12 protein-coding genes and 2 pseudogenes are annotated in these 17321 nt (G+C 61.1%); 3 read left to right on the top strand and 11 right to left on the bottom strand.

The window, feature by feature from the left end; all coding sequences use genetic code 11:
- Positions 1 to 227 precede the first annotated feature (227 nt).
- The 8 genes and pseudogenes from BQ8482_RS09430 to BQ8482_RS09390 all read right to left on the bottom strand — a co-directional run bounded on the left by BQ8482_RS09430 (position 228) and on the right by BQ8482_RS09390 (position 10558).
- Positions 228 to 908 carry an HAD family acid phosphatase gene (locus BQ8482_RS09430; RefSeq protein ID WP_123147185.1) on the bottom strand — a complete coding sequence of 227 codons (681 nt, stop codon included), beginning with the start codon at positions 906 to 908 and terminating at the stop codon, positions 228 to 230.
- A gap of 496 nt (positions 909 to 1404) precedes the next feature.
- On the bottom strand, positions 1405 to 2877 hold the full coding sequence (locus BQ8482_RS09425) for a DUF6600 domain-containing protein (RefSeq protein WP_123147184.1): 1473 nt from the start codon (positions 2875 to 2877) through the stop codon (positions 1405 to 1407).
- A gap of 238 nt (positions 2878 to 3115) precedes the next feature.
- Positions 3116 to 3317: pseudogene (locus BQ8482_RS39075) on the bottom strand (helix-turn-helix domain-containing protein); the annotation flags it as partial.
- Between the two features lie 160 nt (positions 3318 to 3477).
- Complete coding sequence (locus BQ8482_RS09415) at positions 3478 to 4761, bottom strand: glycosyltransferase (RefSeq protein ID WP_123147183.1); 1284 nt, start codon at positions 4759 to 4761, stop codon at positions 3478 to 3480.
- A gap of 280 nt (positions 4762 to 5041) precedes the next feature.
- Complete coding sequence (locus BQ8482_RS09405) at positions 5042 to 6661, bottom strand: ABC transporter ATP-binding protein (RefSeq protein ID WP_123147497.1); 1620 nt, start codon at positions 6659 to 6661, stop codon at positions 5042 to 5044.
- Between the two features lies 1 nt (position 6662).
- The gene (locus BQ8482_RS09400) at positions 6663 to 7784 is read right to left on the bottom strand and encodes an ABC transporter permease (RefSeq protein ID WP_123147181.1); all 1122 of its coding nucleotides are present in this window, start codon (positions 7782 to 7784) and stop codon (positions 6663 to 6665) included.
- Positions 7777 to 8700 carry an ABC transporter permease subunit gene (locus BQ8482_RS09395; RefSeq protein ID WP_123147180.1) on the bottom strand — a complete coding sequence of 308 codons (924 nt, stop codon included), beginning with the start codon at positions 8698 to 8700 and terminating at the stop codon, positions 7777 to 7779. The genes BQ8482_RS09400 and BQ8482_RS09395 overlap by 8 nt, the downstream gene beginning before the upstream one ends.
- Positions 8701 to 8965: 265 nt before the next feature.
- A complete protein-coding gene (locus tag BQ8482_RS09390; protein WP_123147179.1) occupies positions 8966 to 10558 on the bottom strand; it encodes a peptide ABC transporter substrate-binding protein in 1593 nt (530 codons plus the stop codon).
- A gap of 402 nt (positions 10559 to 10960) precedes the next feature.
- On the opposite strand from BQ8482_RS09390, the gene BQ8482_RS09385 reads away from it, so the two are divergent.
- The 3 genes from BQ8482_RS09385 to BQ8482_RS39070 are packed head-to-tail and all read left to right on the top strand — an operon-like array spanning position 10961 to position 13187.
- The gene (locus tag BQ8482_RS09385; protein WP_244602708.1) at positions 10961 to 11410 is read left to right on the top strand and encodes a TadE/TadG family type IV pilus assembly protein; all 450 of its coding nucleotides are present in this window, start codon (positions 10961 to 10963) and stop codon (positions 11408 to 11410) included.
- Positions 11411 to 12781, top strand: coding sequence for a pilus assembly protein TadG-related protein (locus tag BQ8482_RS09380; protein ID WP_244602674.1), 1371 nt, complete (start codon positions 11411 to 11413; stop codon positions 12779 to 12781).
- Positions 12782 to 12818: 37 nt separating this feature from the next.
- The gene (locus BQ8482_RS39070; protein WP_244602673.1) at positions 12819 to 13187 is read left to right on the top strand and encodes a hypothetical protein; all 369 of its coding nucleotides are present in this window, start codon (positions 12819 to 12821) and stop codon (positions 13185 to 13187) included.
- On the opposite strand, the gene BQ8482_RS09375 is transcribed toward BQ8482_RS39070, so the two are convergent.
- The 3 genes and pseudogenes from BQ8482_RS09375 to glgX form a co-directional block, all read right to left on the bottom strand.
- The gene (locus BQ8482_RS09375; protein ID WP_123147178.1) at positions 13188 to 13556 is read right to left on the bottom strand and encodes a hypothetical protein; all 369 of its coding nucleotides are present in this window, start codon (positions 13554 to 13556) and stop codon (positions 13188 to 13190) included.
- A gap of 69 nt (positions 13557 to 13625) precedes the next feature.
- A pseudogene (gene bglA, locus BQ8482_RS09370) lies at positions 13626 to 15295 on the bottom strand (beta-galactosidase BglA).
- Positions 15285 to 17291: a glycogen debranching protein GlgX gene (glgX, locus tag BQ8482_RS09365; RefSeq protein ID WP_123147177.1), complete on the bottom strand. Its 2007-nt coding sequence runs from the start codon at positions 17289 to 17291 to the stop codon at positions 15285 to 15287. Before glgX ends, bglA begins: the two are co-directional and overlap by 11 nt.
- Positions 17292 to 17321: the final 30 nt, after the last annotated feature.

Raw genomic sequence — 17321 nt, 5'->3', positions numbered from 1 at the left:
GGTCGGGCCCGACCAGGGGCCCCGTCTTGGTCGGGCCAATATGCGGCTGTCAAACTTAGAGCGCTGGGCTGACATCGCCACGTTGCCGTACCCGGAGATGAATATGATCGGCATGTCTGCCCGCCCGACAGCCGTCGTTCGTTCGTTGCTGCTCAAGGTAAACAACGGTCACGGCCTGCCGTTGGGCGGCAAGGGCCCTAGCGGTCGGGTTTGAGCCGTACACGTCGTCAGCGAACCCTGTAGAACGGATTCGGCAGCAGGAACAGCTTCTCGGCGTGTCCCCCGAACAGGTCGGATGGCTGGTCACCGACATTGGCAATGATCGTGTAGCCGGCCTTTTCGATTTCGGCTCTTACGGGTGCCTTGAAATCAGCGGCGGAACCATATTTGGCTCCCGGCTGGACCATATAAAGTTGCTCATAGCCGGCATAGCCCGCCGATTGCAGGTTCTGTTCGGTCGCCTGACGCTGGTCCTCCGGACGTCCGGTGATGAAGAATACTGCGACTTTTGCCGTTCGCGCCTGCCGGAAGACCTCCAGCACAGGGTCGATGGCCGGATCCTTCGCGAGCTGGTCCCAGGCGGCCCAGCCACAGGGACCGTCGATTGCGATGTCGCAGGCGCCGCCGATCGGGCGGCCGAAATTGTCACGTGTGATCACTTCCCAGTTGGCCAAAGCCGTCTCGTCGATATCGAGCACCAGTGCGGGGCGAGGCACCTCCATTGCGCGTTCGACGACCCAATCGCCGGCCTGCTTCGCCACGGCGGCAAGGTCGCGATCATATGCGCCGGAATCATGATAACTGGCGGCCGCCAGCATTGCGTCGCCGACGTTGGCTGGCTGAGACGGGCTTGTGAGAAGGAGCGAGCCGTCGGCACGCGCCGACCCAGGCACATTTGTGCCAATCATCAGCACGATTGCCCCGACGGCCGCACCACGCGCAATTCTATTCCAACTAATCGTCTGCATCACGAGACCTTGCGGTCGCGAGAAGTCCTCTGTCAAGCGAGGCAAGGCACAGGTCCTCGAAACTGAGCGATGTCGGCAAGTGCCCCAATAGCGGTCTTTCGGGGTGCTTGAGGTGAACGCTAGAAGTTGACCTCGCGAGAACTACCACCAACGCTCTTGAAGACAGGTTCGGGGTACCGACGGCGAGATGGTTTAGACCCGCTCCGGAGAGGTGCTCGCAGTGGATACTCCGGACTGGACTCCACACGCTCGTGCGCGGCGGAGAACGTTGAATGGCGCGACATTCCGCGAATGACTGCCCCATTACCGCCGATTGCCGCGCCGAGCCGTCAAGGACGCGATCGTCCGCATGGCAAGGGGTCGCAGCTTTGGCGCGATGCCGTTCAGCGGGCACCGCGGTGGAACGATCGCGGTGCCGTTAGTCTGTACCCGCACCCTAGCAGTTCGCCCCAGTCTGCGGATCGCACGCCTTGTTTTCTTGCTTCTGTGGCTTGGGTTCGGTCGCCTGCTCGGGCTCGGCCTGCTGCTGCTCGGCGGCAGGCTGCTCCTTGGCTTTCCGCTTCTCAGGCTTGGCCGCCTGTTCCGGCTCGGCCTGCTGCTGCTCGGCGGCAGGCTGCTCCTTGGCTTTCGGCTTCTCAGGCTTGGCGGTCTCTTCCGGCTCGGCCTGCTGCTGCTCGGCGGCAGGCTGCTCCTTGGCCTTCCGCTTCTTAGGCTTGGCCGCCTGCTCCGGCTCGGCCTGCTGCTGCTCGGCGGCAGGCTGCTCCTTGGCCTTCGGCTTCTTAGGCTTGGCCGCCTGTTCCGGCTCGGCCTGCTGCTGCTCGGCGGCAGGCTGCTCCTTGGCCTTCGGCTTCTCAGGCTTGGCCGCCTGGTCCGGCTCGGCCTGTTGCTGCTCAACGGTCGGTTGCTCCTCGCTCGTCGGCTTCTCAGGCTTGGCGGTCTCTTCCGGCTCAACCTCTTCGCCGGTCGCCGGCGCCTGTTCGGTCGTTGCTGCGCCTTCGGTCGGCTTCGATTTCCGGCCTGCCTGGACCTGCTTCACCTCCTCGATGTCTTTGAGCTCAGCTGGTTTGGCATCGGGATCGGCTTTCACTTCACCTTCAAAGACCGTGACCGTATTGTTTTCCAATTTGCCGGCCTGCTCGGGCGTCTCGGTCTCGCTGACCTCGACGACAGTCACCTCCTGGCTCGTCTCTTTCTCGATCACATCAACATCAATGACTTTGTTGATCACCACGTTGTTCTGGATCGTCACGTCGGCGGCCGGCTCGGCCGCTTCGACAATGCGCACAAACTCCGGCTCATCACGGATAACGACGACGGAAATGTCCTCAGCAAGGAATTCGCGGGTGGGGACCACGACCCAGTAAAAATCCGGCGTGGTGTCGAAGGTCACCTCGATTGAAATCAAATCGGGATCGCGGCGCGGCGGCAGCGGAGCCCAGATGATGTGCTCCCTTTCACGCCGCCAGCTCACCCATGCTGGCGCCCAACGAGTGCCGGGAACCCAGTACCAGCCGATGTCGTCGGCATAGCCCCACCGGCCGTAATGGTAGGTCGCCCAGCCGAACGGCTCATCGGACACCCAGAGCCAGCCATACTGCTCGGTATAGACCCAGTGTCCAATGGTATACGGACGCCAATCGTCAGGGACATCAACCGGGACGAAAACGGTCGCTCCCCGGTACGAAACCCAATCACCGTGGGAAGACAGGTCGTCATAGAATGTGCTGATCGAAATGGAAACATCGGTGGCAGCCCTTGCCTCGGACACAAGCGACAATGGCGCAACCGGGTTGGGAATCTCGACGACCGTAAGCAGACAGGCGGTCACGCCGCCCAGCATCAGTCGTACCGCATTTTGTGCAAGGACGCGTTTCATTCTGGTCTTCCTCCGAAACAGATCGCCCTTCATCTTGAAAACTCACCGGCTGTCGGATTGTTCCACTTGCTAATGTTGCCGCATCTGCCCAAACCCACCGCCCAAGAGGCCTAGAATGAGGAATTGATGCTCCGCCCCCGTCCCTCGGTAAGCCGCCACATGCCCGTCAGCGGAGTCCCCTGCCGCGCAGACAGGGCCTCGCTCGCCCGCCACTTACAGAGCACATGCTCGTCGGTTCAGGTACAAGCTCCAGGGTTTCGGCATCTCGAGCGGCGGCCAAGGTTGTACCTCTTGTCTCTTTGGCATCCCGAACAGGCGTCCGGCCGAACAGACGACCATATTCCCGGGTGAACTGCGACACGCTTTCGTAGCCGACCGGGAACGCTGCGCCGCTCGCAGTCCCGCGACAGAATGAGCCGCCTCGCCTCAATGAGGCGCAACTGTTTCTGGAACTGCAGAGGAGAGAGCGAGGTGCCTGGTGAACATCTGCCTCCGCGCATCCAAAAACATCGATAATGCCGCGAGACCAACTGGCGCACGGATCGAGCCGACGAATTCTCATTGAGCGAAACGGCTAGGGCAGGCGACGACGGATAGCAGCAGTCCGGGCGCAAACGCGGCGTCCCGCAGCCGTCACTTTGCGGAGTCACCGCGCGTCGCCACCGCGTCCTTGACGGCATTGGCGAGGTTGGCGAGGATTCTCCATTCCTGCTTGAGACCTTCGAGCGTCGCCTCAAATGAACGAGTGCGGGTAGCTCGGGCACCGGCATGGCTTGCGACAGCCTGCGAATAGAGCTCGACGGTCTGCTGCGCGGTCGAGGATCGTGCATAGGAGGCCGCAGTCTGTCTGGCTTCTTCTTGCAATGCCGCTCGGCCCGGCGCAGTGATCGCGCGGACTCTGGCGAGAGCCTTGGAGAATTGGCCTGGGGACGCATCGGCTGACAGGAGATAGCCGTTCTTTCCGTTGCGTACCACCTCACGGACTCCAGGTTCATTAAGCCCAACGACGGGAACGCCGGTCGCCATCGCCTCGACAAGCACAAGACCTTGGGTTTCGGAACGCGACGAGAAGGCAAAGACGTCCATGGCGGCATAGACGTCGGCCAGTTCGGCGCCTTCGACCACGCCTAGCAGATGGCATCTGTCCTGAAGACCCGCCTCGTCCAGCATTCGGCGCATCTCGGACGCTGACGCACCGTCGCCGGCGGCAACAAAATGCGCGCGCTGATTTTGCGAAAGAAACAGGCAAACTGCTTCAGTGAGGTAAGTCAGGTTCTTCTCCGGCGCCAGCCGGCCTACGTGCCCGACGATGAAATCGGTTTCCGCTAGTCCCAACCGGCTCCGCAATCTCAGCCGATCTCCTTCGGCGAACCTGGCCAAGTCGATCCCGGTCGGGATTATGGTGATCGGTTTGGTGACATCGTGGTGGCGCAAGAGGTCGGCAATGCTGCCAGTTGGAGCGATGATATGCTCGCACAGATCGCAGTAGCCAGCCGCGAGGCTGAGCACGAGCCGTTGGAGGACCGGTGCATCCTGCGCAACGTAGTGGCCGTAGAGTTCGTAGCGGGTGTGATAGGTAAATATCGTCGGCAACGCTCGCGAAGCCGCGATGCGAAGGGCGGTGTCGCCGAGAAGAAACGGGTGGTGCGAATGGACGATATCCGGTTCGAAGGCGTTCAGTGTCTTCTCAAGGGAGCGGGTGAACGGGATCGGCACTGAAAAATCGCTCCCGTTAAAATTCTGGATCGCCGGGACGCGGAGGATATCGCTTTCTGATCGCGCTGCTTCCGCATAGTCCGGCGCGACGATCAGGACTGCATGCCCCAACTCACGCAGCATCTCCGACAACGACGCAACGCTGTGTGCAACGCCGCCGACATGCGGGGTGAATGTGTTGGTAAACATCACGATGTTCATGCAAGGCCTGCCGCGTCTGTCGATCGCAGGGACGCGGCCTCAAAGAAATCGCCGTGTCCAGATTCTCGGGCCGGCGACGACCAGGCGGCAGGCTCGGTAGCACTCGGGCCAAGTCTCGACCTTGCCCTCAAGATCCACCTTATCATCCTGAACGCTAACGCGGATAGCCTGAGCTTCCGTTTCGGCCTCGCGCTTCAGCGCTGCCTCGTGTGTTTCTTGATGCAGGATACCGAGGGACGTGTCTTTCACCCACCACCTGCTGCAGTCCCCACCGGAAGCGCTATGCGCTCAAGCGAAACCGTGTGACGTCGATGGCCGCGGCCATCAGCGTCTGCGTGTAGGTAGCTTGCGGATTGCTGAAGATCGCCTCGGTCGGCCCTTCCTCGACGATCTTGCCCTGCTTCATGACGATGATGTAGTCGGCCATGGCGCGCACGACGGCGAGATCGTGGCTGATGAATAGGTAGGACAGTTCATGATCGGCCTGCAGCTTGCGCAGCAGTTCGACGATCTGTTTCTGGACGGAGCGGTCGAGCGCCGACGTCGGCTCGTCGAGGACGACCACTTTGGGCTTGAGGATCATCGCCCGCGCGATGGCGATGCGCTGGCGCTGGCCGCCGGAGAATTCGTGCGGGTAGCGATTGCGCGCATTCGGATCGAGCCCGACCTCGCCTAAGGCCTCGACCGCGCGCAGGTCGCGTTGCCTTCCCGACAGGGTCGGCTCATGCACCAGAAGTCCTTCGGTGATGACCTGGCCGACGGTCATGCGCGGCGACAGCGAACCGAACGGGTCCTGGAAGACCAGCTGCAATTCGCGCCGCAGCGGCCGCATGGCCTGACGGTCGGCGGCGGAAATATCGCGATCGCCAAAGCGGATGAGGCCGTCGGTTGGCAGCAGCCGCAGCAAGGCCCGGCCGAGCGTCGATTTTCCCGAACCCGATTCGCCGACGATGCCGATGGTCTGGTTTCGTTTCAGCCGGATCGAAATGCGATCGACTGCGCGCAGGATCAGCGGCTCGCCGGCGAGAAACCCGCCGCCGATCTTGAAGGTCACTTCGACATTTCTGCCTTCTAGCAGAACGGGCGCATTTGGCGGTGGCGGCGCCTTGGTTCCGGTCGGCTCGGCGGCCAACAGCATCTTGGTATAGGCATGCTGCGGGTTGACGAAGATTGCTTCCGCCTCGCCCTCCTCCACGACTTCGCCATAGCGCATGACATAGACGCGGTCGGCAAAGCGCCGGACAATGCCGAGATCGTGGGTGATGAAGACGATCGCCATGCCGAGCTTGCGCTGCAGTTCGGCAAGCAGCATGAGGATCTGCGCCTGGATCGTCACGTCGAGCGCCGTCGTGGGCTCGTCGGCGATCAGAATGTCGGGATCGTTGGCCAGCGCCATGGCGATCATCACCCGCTGTCGCTGGCCACCCGACATTTCGTGCGGATAGGATTTCATCCGCCGCTCGGGATCGGGAATATGGACCAGACGCAAAAGCTTGAGCGCCTCTTCGCGTGCCTCGGCGGCGCCAAGCCCGCGATGCCGGCGGATCGGTTCGATCAGCTGATTGCCGATCGAATAGAGCGGATCGAGCGAGGTCATCGGCTCCTGGAAGATCATGCTGATCTTGCGGCCGCGGATCTGATTGAGCTCGGACTTGCTCAGGGTCAGAAGGTTGCGGCCGCGATAGTCGACGACGCCTGTCGCCTCGCCGTTCGAGGCCAGCAGGCTCATCGCCGCCATCATCGTCTGGCTCTTGCCGGAACCGGATTCGCCGACCACCGCAACGGTTTCGCCTGCATTGACGTGGATGTTGATGCCTTTGACGGCTTCGACCGCGCCATCGAGCGTTCGGAAGCGGACCCGAAGGTCTTTGACGCTGAGGATCGTTTCGGAAGCGACCATCTCAACGATCCCTGGGGTCGAGCGCATCGCGCAGGCCGTCACCGACGAAATTCAACGCGAACAGCGTCGAAACAAGAAAGAAAGCAGGGAACAAGAGCAGCCAGTTGGCGGTGCCGATGTTCTTGGCGCCGGTCGAGATCAGCACGCCCCAGCTGGTCATCGGTTCCTGCACTCCGAGCCCGAGGAAGGACAGGAAACTCTCCAGGATGATGACATGCGGCACCAGCAGCGTCATGTAGATGACCACCGGGCCAAGCAGATTGGGAATGACGTGGCGGATCAGGATGCCGCGCTGGCCGATGCCCATCGCCTCAGCCGCCTGGACATATTCCTGCCGCCGGATCGATAGCGCCTGACCGCGCACGATGCGCGCCATGTCGAGCCACAGCACGGCGCCGACCGCCAGGAACATCAGCACGAAGTTCCGGCCGAAGAACACCACCAGCATGATGACGAAGAAGATGAACGGCAGCGAATAAAGCACATCGACGATGCGCATCATCACCTCGTCGACCTTGCCGCCGGCAAGGCCGGCCGTAGCGCCGTAGAGCACGCCGATGACGCCGGCGACGACCCCGGCGAGCAGGCCGATGGCCAGCGAGATGCGCCCGGCCATCAGCGTCCGCGACAGGAGATCGCGGCCGGTATTGTCGGTGCCGAACAGGAAATATTGCTGCCTGATCGAAGCGCTCATCACCGCTTCAAGGCCGTCAGGCGATTTACCCTCGATCTTTGTGTCATCGAAGGCATCCGAACGGTCGAGGTAGCGGACATTGCGGTCGTCGATCGGCTTGGGCGATGTGACGGTGACGAAGATGCGGTTGCCTTCCTGCCGCCACTCCTTAATGTCGACACGCATGCGCTTGATCGCCTCATTGAGCGCGGTTTCGATCATGTCGGCCTTCGGATAGGCCGAGAAGCTCGGCGGCGTGCGCACATGGTCGGCGTAGATGGTGGTGTATCGATGCGGCAGCAAAGACGGCCCGAACACGCTGATGACAGCGATGAAGGCAAGATAATACAGGCTGAACATGGCGGCGCGATTGGCCTTGAGCCGTGCCCAGGCATCGCCCCACAGGGAGCGGCCGACGACGGCCGGAGCGGTGGCTGCGATGTCAGTCATAGCGCACCCTCGGATCGACGAAGGCATACATGACGTCGACGATCAGGTTGAAGACGATGGTGAACAGCGCGATCACCACCACAGTGCCCATGACCAGCGTGTAGTCGCGGTTGAGCGCGGCATCGACGAAATAGCGGCCGATGCCGGGAATGGAAAAGATCGTCTCGACGATGATCGAACCGGTGAGGAGCGCGGCAGCCGCCGGGCCGGTGAAGGAGACGATCGGCAGTATGGCGCCGCGCAGCGCATGCTTGACGATGACCGACCAGTCCGACAGGCCGAGCGCGCGTGCGGTGCGGATGTGGTGAGAGCGCAACGATTCGATCATCGAGCCGCGCATCAGGCGGGCAACGATGGCGATCTGCGGCAAGGCGAGCGTCAGTACCGGCCCGACCTTGTTGAGCAGGGCGCCATCGCCCCAGCCGCCGATCGGCAGCAGCTTCCAGGTCAGACCGAACAAAAGCTGGATCACCGGGGCGATGACGAAGGTCGGGATGGTGCTGCCGGCGGCGGCCAGCGCGATCACCGAATAGTCGGCAAGCTTGTTCTGGTTGAGCGCGGCAACAGTGCCGAGGAGGCCGCCGAGCAGCAGTGCCAGGACGAGGGCCGAGGCGCCGATCTGGATTGAAACGGGCAGGCCCCTGGCAAACAATTCGGTGACGGTGAAATCCGGCATGTTGTAGCTCGGACCGAAATTGCCGCGCAGCAGATTGCCGAGATAGTGGACATATTGCAGCCAGAGCGGGTCGTTGAGGCCGAACTGCGCTTCAAGATTGGCCTTGATCTCGGGGCTCAGGCCCCGCTCCTGATTGAACGGGCCGCCCGGCGCGACACGTATCAGGAAGAACGCCATGGTCACGATGACGAACAGCGTCGGGATGGCGGTCAGGAGCCGCCGGAATACGTATCGCAGCATCGGTTCCCCGCTTGACCTAGAGCGACGTGCGTCCACTTGGACGCACAAAGTACGCTCTACCGCTTCAATCTTCGCATCGTGCTTCCCGAAAATCGATTCCGATTTTCGGGCCGATGCGATGGCAAACCGGAGCCGCCGCCCCTAACGCATGACCCGGACCGAAGGTTCCGAAAGGATCACGCGCAAAATCAAGGCGTTACAGGGCCCTGTGCGCGTCCCGAAGGACGCGCGGCGCTGTAAAGGAGCGGCAGTCCGGCCAAGGAGATCAGTCCTTGGAGATGAAGCGGGACGGATGCACGTCCATAACGTTATCCTCGAAGCCATGAAGCTTCGGAGATACGATATCCTTGTAGCTATAGTAGAGAAGCGGGATGTTGCCGACCTCGTCGACGAGGATGCGCTCGGCCTCGGCGAGTTCTTTCATGCGCTCTTCGGGCTTGCCGCCGGCGGCGGCAGCCTCGTCCATAGCCTTCTCGAATTCCGGGCTGTTGTAGCCCGAATAGTTGTTGCCGCTTGCCTTGCGGGAGATGCCGAGGAAGGTTTCCGGATCCTTGTAATCCGCAATCCAGCCGGCACGCGCCACGTCGTAGTCGCCCTTCTGCTCAAGGAAGGAGTAGTGGGTCTTGGTGTCGGTGTTGAGCAGCGTGACTTCGACTCCGAGCGGCTTCAACTGCTCCTGGATGGCGACCGCAGTGTTCTTGTGGTTTTCCGACGTGTTGTAGCGGATTTCCATCTTCAGCGGTTTCTCGGGCGTATAGCCAAGCTTCTCGAGTACCTTCTTGGCCTCATCCTCGCGGTCGATCTGCGACATCTCCGCGTATTTGGCCAATGCCGGCGTATAGCCCTCAATGCCTGGAGGCACCATCGAATAGCCGGGCAGCATTGAGTTCTGCCAGACCTTTTCGGCAAGGAAATCGCGGTCGACTGCCATGGAGATGGCATTGCGCAGTTCGACGTTGTCCCACGGGGCCTTGTCGGTCTTGATCGCAAAATAGTAGGTGCCGAGGTAAGGCCCGACGCGAATCTGATCGCCAAACTTGGCCTTGAGGTCGGCAAGCTGCTCGGTCGGGAGGTCGTCGTAGCTGTCGAGTTCGCCGGCCTCGAAGCGCTTCATCGCCGACGAACGATCTTCGGTCGGGATGTAGTTGACGACGTCGAGCTTGACGCTTGCAGCATCCCAGAATTTCGGATTCTTGACCAGTTTGATGTGGTCATTGGGAACCCACTCCGCCAGTGTAAAGGCGCCGTTCGAGACCAAATTGCCCGGCTTGATCCAATCGGCGCCGAGCTTGTCAATGGAGGCCTTGCTGACCGGAAAAGTCGCCTGGTGGGTCAGCATTTCGAGGAAATAGGGCGTGGGCGCCTTCAGCGTCACTTCCAGAGTATTTGCGTCGATTGCCTTGACGCCCATCTCCTCGGGCTTGGCGTTCTTGGTGTTCACCTCCTCGGCGTTCTTCACGGGATAGAGCATCGAGGCGTATTCGGCGCCGGTGGCCGGATCTTCCAGCCGATGGAAAGCGTAGACGAAGTCATCTGCCGTCACCGGAGCGCCATCCGACCAGACGGCGTCCTTGCGCAGCTTGAAGGTGTAGACGGTGCCGTCGTCCGATACTGTCCAACTTTCGGCGGCGCCCGGGATGAGGTTCGCCTTTGCGTCCTGCATGGTCAGCCCCTGAAACAGGTCACGCAAAACATTGGCTTCGTAGATTGTCGAGGTCTTGTGCGGGTCGAGCGACTCCGATTCGGCGGCGCTGCCGCGGTTATAGACGACCTCGGCGAAGGCCGGCGCGTAGAACGTGCCGGCGGCCAAGGCCATGGTTGTGGCGAACACCGTCGCCTTCAGCATGTTTTTCAGCATGAAGTTCTCCCTGTCGAGGCGGCCCTTTAGCTACGCCTCTTGAGTGTTGACGCCCCGAAACCGATTAGATGGTCCCTTTGAGCGCGCCGCCGGTTCCCTCTCCGGCAGCTGGTGGCCAAACAGTAACGTGGCAATTTTTTATTTCAACAGACTCGTGAGGTCACCCTAAGTAAGGCGCGCTGACAGCCACTTCGCGGCCGGCAGAACAGCAGTCGAAACCATGGACTTGGCTTCGTTTCCCAACACTTCAAGCATTCGGCACCGGCAGGAAATCTGTCGTCTATTCCACTTTGCCGAAAGGTCTTAAGCCGTCTTTAAGCAACCATGAATTACATCTTCGCGGGCTTCGGTATGTCTCGATGGGCGAAGGAAATGAACAGCGCAGAAACTGAGAAAATCTCTATAAAGCGGCGCAATACGCGCCAGCTAAGACTCAAATTATGCCAATTTAGAGAACAGTCCGGAACTTCCGCCATCGAATTCGCGCTGCTTTCGCCCATTTTCATCTTGCTTTTGCTCGGAATGGTTGCATACGGTATCTATTTTGGTGCAAGCAACTCCGTGCAGCAAATCGCAGCGGACGCCGCCCGCATGGCGATAGCGGGGCTGAATGAAGGCGAGCGCCAGGCACTGGTGACCAGTTTCGTCAACACCAATGCCGGCGGATATCCGTTCGTCGATTCCACCAAGCTGACCTATCACGCCAAGGACAGCACAGCCGACAGAAACCAGTTCGTCGTGTCCATCCAATACGATGCCCGTAACTTGCCGGTCTGGAATCTGTTCCCGGCGCTGCCCATGCCTGGAACCACGATCTCACGCGAGTCGACAATACGGGTCGGAGGCATCTGAATGTCGGAAACTTTGCCGGGGAGAATCGGCCGGGCCGCCCGCTCGATGCTTGGCGACCTGAGGGCGAACTTCACCGTCATGACGGCGCTGTGCGCGCCGTTCGCGCTGGCGCTGGCCGCCTTCGCCATCGATGAAGGCTCGATCTATGTGGAGCGCCGGGAGGCTCAGTCGCTGGTCGATCTTGCGGCAATCACCGCCGCCTCCAACATCAACAACATTGAGGCGGCGGTGGTGACCACGCTCGGCGACAACGGAATGCCGGGTATCGTTGTTCAGAAGGCAGGGCAGACGATCGCCCCTGCCCTCGGGAAAACCGTCGTGTCGGTCACCGCCGGCCGATATTCACCAGAGTCGTCGCTCGGCGTCGACAAGCGTTTCGAGGCCGGCAAGACGCCCTACAACGCCGTCCATGTCACGCTGAAAAAGATTCCTGCCCGCTATTTCGCAAGTTCGCTTATCCCTACGCCGGTCATCGGCACCCAAGCCGTTGCCAGCGTAGCGCCGCAGGCGATGTTCTCAGTCGGGTCCAGGCTGCTCAGCGTCAATGGCGGCATCCTCAACGCTCTTCTCAGCAAGCTCCTGGGCGGCAACATTTCACTCAGCGTGATGGACTACAACGCGCTGATCGCTGCCGACGTCAACCTGCTTTCATTCTTCGACGCACTTGCCGTCCAGTTGCAGCTGACAGGTGTCAGCTATTCGGAGGTGCTGGCTTCGAAAGCGACGGTGGGCCAGATAGCCACCGCCATGGCTGATGTTTCACCCGTTGGCAGCACCAGCAAGCTTGCTTTGCAGACAATCGCGTCAAGGACCACCAGCACGGTCAAGATACCGCTCAATCGCCTTGTCGACCTTGGATCAATGGGCCAACTCGGCCTCGGACAACAGTCGGCCGGTTTTTCCGTCGACGCTAGCGCCATGGGTATGCTGACCACCGCCGCTGCACTGGCCAACGGCTCGAAGCAGGTCGAGCTCAATCTCGGAGCCACCGTTCCGGGGCTTACCTCGACCACGCTTGCCATCGCCATCGGCGAACCTGCGCAATTCTCGCCGTGGCTGACAATCGGCGAGAAGGGCGCCGTGGTGCGCACGGCGCAGACACGAATCAAGCTGGTAGCCTCCGTCGGCATCGGCAATTCGAATCTCGGAGGCGGCACCACTCTCCTGGCCGTCAATCTTCCGCTGCATATCGAAGTGGCCTACGCCGAGGCCAAAGCTGACCGACATCAGTTGCCCGACGGGGCGCCCGGGCAGTTTGGAGGTTTCCATCGCGGCATGTCCGGGCGTTGCCTCGCTGCATCTTGCCGCCAGCGATGCCGACAGCAGCCCCACCGCCTTTGCCGATTTCAGCAATCCACAGTCGTTCTCTAATGCCCAGATCGCGGCAGTGAGGCTTTTGCTCATTCCATTGCTGTCGGTGAACGGGTCTGCAGCGCTTGATATCACCAACAACGATCCGACGACATTGACCTTCAACAGCACCGAAATCGCCAACAAGACGATAAAAACCGCTTCTACGAAAAACCTGACGCAATCCCTCACGACATCGCTCGTCGATGAACTGTCGCTCTCGATCAATGCGTTGGGACTAGGGCTGCTGAGCGTAACCGCCCTGCTTGGAACGGTAAAGCCGGCGGTGATTGCGGCTCTGAACGCCGTGACGGCGCCGGTCGACGAATTGGTTTATAACGTGCTTGCGGCACTGGGCGTGCATGTCGGCGAGGCAGATGTCCGGGTCATGGGCGCGACTTGCGGGCGCTCCGTGCTCGTTCAATAGTCAGATAGTACAGATAATCAAATTTGCTTCTTCAAAGAGATTCAGGCCATCGAAGTCAACGTATATAGTCTGCCCTCGTGCATAGACGCGATCAAGCATCGCTGAAATCGTGCGAGCGTGTTCTCTAGACAATGATATCAATACTTTTCCGTCTTCTACCTTCACTAAGTGCTCATTATCTTCGACAATCGCAACCTGAAAACCAGATATCCCTCCTGAAAAATCTGCATTGAATCCAGATGAAACGTCTACAATGTCGTGGAGCAATAACTTCGAAGACAGCTCTCGTACCTCGCGAAGCGTACAAGACATAATTACAGATGGCGGCGGCTCCCCGAATGCGACTTCATTCGTGAATTCGATGAGCATAACAAACCCTCGTTAAATGTTTGACTAGGGTGAACCTCCCCTAGGGCCTTTGCAATTCCAATCACCCCCTTAGACAGCATTTGTTGGGGTGGACGCTGATCGGTTGGCAGCCCAGCCGGCTCGCCCCAGAAAGTAACCAAGCGGCGGCAGCGACAATCCCTCTTCGCTAATGACCGTACCGGTGGTGCCAAGGTCGACCGCCTCGACAGCGGCGAGATCCGACGGCAACGGCCATTTGGCCGGCTCCTCGGCGAAATTGAAGAGGCAGAGCAGCTTCTCGCCGCCGCCTTCGCGAATGAAGGCAAGCACATCGCCCTCAGCATCGAGAAAGCGGATCGAACCCTGTACCAGAGCGGCATGCTGCCTGCGCAACGCCAGCATCGCCCGATAGCTGGCTAAAACCGACTTTTCCTCGCCGTTCTGGATATCGACCGCGCGGGCGCGATGGCTTTCCGGGATCGGAAGCCACGGCTTGCCTGTTGAAAACCCAGCGTTCCCGGCGCCTCTCTCCCAGACCATCGGCGTGCGGCATCCATCCCTGCCCTTGAATCCGGGCCAGAAGCGGATGCCGTATGGATCGCGCAGATCCTCGAACGCCAATTCGGCTTCCTCCAGCCCGAGTTCCTCGCCCTGATAGAGGCAGATCGATCCACGCAGGCATGACAGCAGCGCGATCGAGAATTTCGCCACCACCTCCGGATTGCCGCCGGGCCTCGTCCAGCGTGTCACATGGCGAACGACATCGTGGTTGGAAAACGCCCAGCAGACCCAGCCGTCGGAGACAGCACTCTCGAACGCTTCGACGCATCCGCGCACGTGTGCGGCCGAGAATTGCGGTCCAAGCAGGTCGAATGTGTAGCACATGTCGAGCTTGTCGCCGCCGCCGGTATAGGCGGCGAGCGTCTGCAACGAGCGGGCTTCGTCGCCAACCTCACCGACGGCGGCGCGGCCCTCATATTCGTCGAGCAGCGCCCGAAAACGCTTGAGGAAAGCGAGGTTTTCGGGCTGCGTCTTGTCGAACAGATGCTCCTGATAGAGGTAGGGATTGGTTTCGGTATGGTGCCGGCAACGCTCGATGCCAAAGGCGGGTTGCTGCGCAGCCAGCGATCATGGACATAGTAGTTGACCGTATCGAGCCGAAACCCGTCGACGCCGCGCTCCAGCCAAAACCGCACCGTTTCCAGCAGGGCATCCTGAACCTCCGGATTGTGGAAATTGAGGTCCGGCTGCGAGGCGAGGAAATTGTGCATGCAATATTGCCTGCGGGTGGCGTCCCACTCCCAGGCTGGGCCGCCGAAGACCGACAGCCAATTGTTGGGCGCGGTGCCGTCGGGCCTCGGATCGGCCCAGACATACCAATCCGCCCTGGGGTTATCGCGGCTCGTACGGCTTTCGACGAACCATTCGTGCCGGTCGGACGAATGCGACAGGACCTGGTCGATAATGAGTTTCAGGCCGAGACGGTGCGCCTCGGCGACCACCGCATCGAAATCCTCTGATGTGCCGAACATCGGATCGACGGCTGTATAGTCGGATACGTCGTAGCCCATATCGGCCATCGGCGACTTGAAGAAGGGTGATAGCCAGACGGCGTCGACTCCAAGCGATGCGACATGAACCAGCCTTGAGGCAACGCCGCGCAGATCACCGCTGCCGTCCCCTGTCGTGTCCTGGAACGAGCGCGGGTAGATCTGGTAGATGACGCAGCCGCGCCACCACTCGGCATTGTCACTTGCCATCGCCATTCTCCTTTATCTGAGGTTGCGCGGCTTCGATCATGAAAATCACCGTTCGCCCTGGCACAGGCCGTGAAATTCCTGCTGCGCCGCCCGGTGTTTCGATGGCTGGCTCCCAGCGAAATCCGTCGCGCTCCGGCAGCGTGAACATACACGCCCGGCGATCGCCATTGATGACCGCGGCAAGGCGGCAATCATCGCCGCCGAGCATCATGACCAGGCGGTACCGCCCCGGATCGTCCCAGCCTGCCTCGTCGAGCGGCGTGCCGGTTTCAGTGAGCCAGACGACGTCCGGTTTTTCTGATCCGGGCGACGGCTCTCCGGTCAGGAAGCGCGTGTCGGAAAGCGCCGGCACGGAACGACGCATCGCGGTGAGCAAAACGGCGCATTGTTCCAAAGCCTGATCGCGACCGCCCCAGTCGAGCCAGGTGATCTCGTTGTCCTGCGCATAGGCGTTGTTGTTGCCCCTCTGGGTGCGGCCGAATTCGTCTCCGGCCGTCAGCATGATCGTGCCGCGCGAGGCAAACAGCGTGGCCAGCAGCGCACATTGGTCATCGAAACGGGCCATAACGATCGCCCGGTCGCCGGTCTCACCCTCGACGCCATTGTTCCAGGACAGATTGTCGTCGTGGCCATCGCGGTTCTGCTCGCCATTGGCCTCGTTGTGCTTGTGCTTATAGGCAACAAGGTCGGCCAGCGTCATGCCGTCATGCGCGGCGATGAAATTGACGCTACGGCTTATCTGCTGGCCTGCCCTGGCAAACACGTCGGACGAGCCGGCAAGCCGGGTGGCGAGCGCGCCGACCATGCCGCTATCGCCGCGCCAGAACCGGCGGATGTCGTCGCGATATCTGTCGTTCCATTCGAGGAAGGGCGGCGGAAAATTGCCAAGCTGATAGCCGTCCGGGCCGATATCCCAAGGCTCGGCGATCAGCACCCTGTCACCAAGGGCCGGGTCGTTCCGAATAGCCATGAGCAACGGTGCCTCGGCGTCGAATACGCCATCGACCCGACCCAGAATGGACGCAAGATCGAAGCGGAAACCGTCGACGCCGGCATGGCAGACAAAGTGACGAAGCGTGTCGAGGACCATTTCCTGGACGACCGGATGATCGCAAGCGACTGTGTTCCCGGTGCCGGTGTCGTTGATCAAGCTGCCGTTCGGCCAATGCCGGTAGTAGGCGCGGCTGTCGAGGCCGCGCAGCGACAGCGTCGGCCCAAGCCTGTCGCTTTCGCCGGTGTGGTTGAAGACAAGATCGAGGATGACGCCGATGCCGGCCTCACGCAGCGTGGCAACCGTCTGCCGCAATTCCGCGAGACCGCCGGGCGCCAGGCGCGGATCGAGCGCCATGAAGGTCACGGGATTGTAGCCCCAGGCATTACGCAGCCCGAGCGCCGGCAAATGCCGCTCATCGATCGATGCCGTCACCGGCATCAGTTCGACCGCCCCGACTCCGAGCTTTTTCAGGTGCTCGACGATAGCCGGATGGGCAAGCGCTGCAATCGTCCCGCGCTGGGGCTTCGGGATGTCCGGATGCAGCATGGTGAAGGCGCGCACCGGCACTTCGTAGATCAGACCGCCGGGCTGGAATAGCGGCGGCAAGGCAGGCACCGGTTGCGGCAGGGTGGCGGCAATCGCCTTCGGCAGTAGCGGTGCGGTATCTGTCCCCTCGCCCCGGCGCGCGGCGAGCCTGCCGTCATAGACATAGGGCCTGTCGATCTCGACGGCATATGGGTCGACCAGCAGCTTGTCGGGATCGAACCAGAGCCCTTGCTCGGGCGCATAGTCGCCATCGGCCCGAAATCCGTATCGGGTGCCGGCGGCGAGGCCGGCAACGAAAACCGCGTGAACGCCCTCGCCTTCCGACTGGAGTTCGAGCCGGTCGATCTCCCGGGTTCCTTCATCGTCGAAGATCGAGACCCAGATGCGGCTAGCCGCAGACGACCATGCGGCGAAGCGAACGCCTTCTTTGGTGATGATTGCGCCGAGCTGGCTCACGCGCACTCACAACAGCAGATCTTAGACGGT

The sequence above is a fragment of the Mesorhizobium delmotii genome (assembly GCF_900149755.1).
Classification (GTDB): domain Bacteria; phylum Pseudomonadota; class Alphaproteobacteria; order Rhizobiales; family Rhizobiaceae; genus Mesorhizobium; species Mesorhizobium delmotii.
The sequence above is the reverse complement of the archived record's forward strand: the minus strand, read 5'-3'. Positions and strand labels throughout refer to the sequence as shown.

Coding starts and splice junctions, on each gene's coding strand:
- BQ8482_RS09430 (WP_123147185.1), bottom strand. CDS start 908: ATGATTGGCACAAATGTGCCTGGGTCGGCGCGTGCCGACGGCTCGCTC.
- BQ8482_RS09425 (WP_123147184.1), bottom strand. CDS start 2,877: ATGAAGGGCGATCTGTTTCGGAGGAAGACCAGAATGAAACGCGTCCTT.
- BQ8482_RS09415 (WP_123147183.1), bottom strand. CDS start 4,761: ATGAACATCGTGATGTTTACCAACACATTCACCCCGCATGTCGGCGGC.
- BQ8482_RS09405 (WP_123147497.1), bottom strand. CDS start 6,661: ATGGTCGCTTCCGAAACGATCCTCAGCGTCAAAGACCTTCGGGTCCGC.
- BQ8482_RS09400 (WP_123147181.1), bottom strand. CDS start 7,784: ATGACTGACATCGCAGCCACCGCTCCGGCCGTCGTCGGCCGCTCCCTG.
- BQ8482_RS09395 (WP_123147180.1), bottom strand. CDS start 8,700: ATGCTGCGATACGTATTCCGGCGGCTCCTGACCGCCATCCCGACGCTG.
- BQ8482_RS09390 (WP_123147179.1), bottom strand. CDS start 10,558: ATGCTGAAAAACATGCTGAAGGCGACGGTGTTCGCCACAACCATGGCC.
- BQ8482_RS09380 (WP_244602674.1), top strand. CDS start 11,411: ATGTCGGAAACTTTGCCGGGGAGAATCGGCCGGGCCGCCCGCTCGATG.
- BQ8482_RS09375 (WP_123147178.1), bottom strand. CDS start 13,556: ATGCTCATCGAATTCACGAATGAAGTCGCATTCGGGGAGCCGCCGCCA.